At 38.1% G+C, this 2451-nt stretch carries 2 protein-coding genes; both read left to right on the top strand.

The window, feature by feature from the left end:
- Positions 1-144: 144 nt before the first annotated feature.
- Positions 145-1338 carry a hypothetical protein gene (locus M901_RS11455; protein WP_021278359.1) on the top strand — a complete coding sequence of 398 codons (1194 nt, stop codon included), beginning with the start codon at positions 145-147 and terminating at the stop codon, positions 1336-1338.
- An 86-nt stretch (positions 1339-1424) separates the two neighbouring features.
- Positions 1425-2198: a hypothetical protein gene (locus M901_RS16610; protein WP_021278361.1), complete on the top strand. Its 774-nt coding sequence runs from the start codon at positions 1425-1427 to the stop codon at positions 2196-2198.
- Positions 2199-2451: the final 253 nt, after the last annotated feature.

The following is a 2451-nucleotide window of genomic DNA, read 5'->3' as shown; positions in this document are numbered from 1 at the left end:
AACTAAGAATGATGAGCTTAAAAGGGCCTCTTAGTTTAGAATCTTTCATCTCTAGGAAAACTTTTCAACAATTCTCAATATTTGTAATACAGGTGATTTTTAGTAACCTATTAGTAGAGATAAATTTACTAATAGGAATTTTTAATGAAAAAATATCTTCTTGTCATGACCCTTTTGGGGACATCTGCAATGGCCACACCACGCAAGGTCTATCCTCTTCAGGCCGAAACAATTGCTGGTGGAGCCTATGATTATAGTTTAAATTTTCTTTATTCAAAGACCTTGAGCTTCTACGATGTTGATGGAAATGAAACAGAGCTAGAAGAGTTGCAAGATTATACTTTGATGGATACTGACCTTAAGCTTAAGTATGGTTACTCTAGAAAGCTTGAACTCATTGCTGGAGCAAAGTTTAGGCAGGTCTCATCTGGACGTGATGATGGAAGTGGATCAGGAGTTACTGATACAACTTCTGGAATAGAAAATGTTAATATCGGTTTCAAGTATGCTTGGAAGAAGAATAAGAATTATCGTTACGCTATTTCTGGTTCCTATGTTTATAGACCCTATGAAGAGAATGTTATCTATACAAATAGTTCGCAAATTCCAGAAGGTGAAATTGTCCTAGGAGATTCAGGACAAGAATTTAATATCGGTTTTCACTTAGATTATATTTATTCAAAGTGGACGACAATTGAGGCCAGTGCAGGATATCGATCGGCGCCTAATGATCTGGCCCCTGAAGTTCCATATCACCTAGCACTCGTAAAAAACTACAATACTTGGGCCCTTTGGGGAGGTGTTAAGGGAATCTATTCATTAGGGGGAGATCCCTATACGGATAATCCTTCAGATAAGCCCCTCAATGCAACGGGGACTACTGCCAGATGGAATTCGATCAATCGCTCTTATATGCAACCATATGGTGGTGTGAGATTTCTTATTAAGAAGAAGTATCGTCTCTCTTTCGAGGCCGCTCAAACAATGTCTGGAACATCAACAGACAAGGTTGGAGAGTTCTCTGCAAATCTGGCCTGGACTAGTGGTGGTAAATCAAAAGACGAAATTTTTGAAGAGAGTTTTAAAGAGTATACAACTGAGGCCACAATCATCAAGGTTTCTCCAAGAGGGAAGTTTGTTAAGATCGATAAGGGATTAGCACAAGATGTTGCCAAGGGTGCTAAGGTTGATATTTACAAGACTGACTACTTTGGTGGGAATATTCTTATTGCAAGTGGACTTGTTTATGAGAGCGGACCAAGTTGGGCGATCATTAAGCTAGTAAAGAAGTTTCGTTCAGTGCCAATTGAAAAAGGCTTAACTGCTAGAGTTAAATAGCCGAAATGCTTAGGTAAATTTTGCTTTTTTTGAATTTTATTAAACACTTAGTACAATAAAATAAATATTAAATAATGAGGACAGTAATGAAGAAACTTATCACGGCCCTTTTGCTTTTTACTCAAATGGCATCGGGAAAAACATTTACAAGTAATTTTACTGAATTTGAGCTTCCTAGTGGTTGGAAGTGTGACCTTGAGGGTTCTGAATGGGTTTGTCAGTCTGAAAATAAGAAGAGACAGAAAGAGGCCATCATTATTCTTGCTGCCAAAAGAAGAGGAAAGCAAGATAAACTAGCGCTATACCAGGCCTATCTTAAACAGCCTAAGTCTTTTAGAATCCCTGGTGGAAAGACACAGGTTTCTGATCCTAAGAATATTACGGCCAGAAAAATTGGTGATACAAAATGGGTCGATGCTCTTCACTTGGCCTCAGAGGTTCCTGGATTCTATACTCGTTACCTTGCTGCCGTAAAGGGTGAGTTAGGTGTTGCTGTAACTTTCTCTGTGGCAAAAGATCATTATAATGATTATAAGCCAATCTTTGATAAGATCATTGAAACTCTAAAAATGTTCAATATCCAAAAAGCCGTTGCTTCTGGTAAGTGGAAGAAAGACGGAAATATTCAAGGTGGTCTTCCAGGAAATGGTGGAGACATTATTTGGGATGAGACGGATAACCCTGAAATTGGTGTTGATGGGAAATCAGATAAGGCCGCTTCTTCTGGTGGGTCTTCGGATATGATGCTTATTCTTCTTGTTCTTGCTGCGGCCGGTATCTTCTTTGTGATTAAGAAGAAAAAAGGTGGAGCTAAAGGGAAGAAGAAAGGTAAGAAGAAAAAGAAAAAGAAAGCTGAATAGAATAATCAATTAAATAACGAAAGGGCCCAATCGAGGCCCTTTTTTTATGCAGCTTCTTTAATTGTTTTCTTAGAGCTCCGATAAGAAGACATGCTCTATAACAAAAAAAATAAACGTCCAAGTATTCTCATTTTAACACTCATCTGCTTCTTCATTGTTATGTTAGGGGGAAGAGTTTTTTGGAATGTGGCCATGGAGACAGAGTTAACGGTTGATACTTTGAGTTCTTCAAGTCGTATGATTAACTCTATCT

The organism is Bacteriovorax sp. DB6_IX (genome assembly GCF_000447775.1).
GTDB lineage: Bacteria > Bdellovibrionota > Bacteriovoracia > Bacteriovoracales > Bacteriovoracaceae > Halobacteriovorax_A.
Note: the sequence above shows the minus strand (reverse complement) of the source record. Positions and strands in the feature narration are given on the sequence as shown.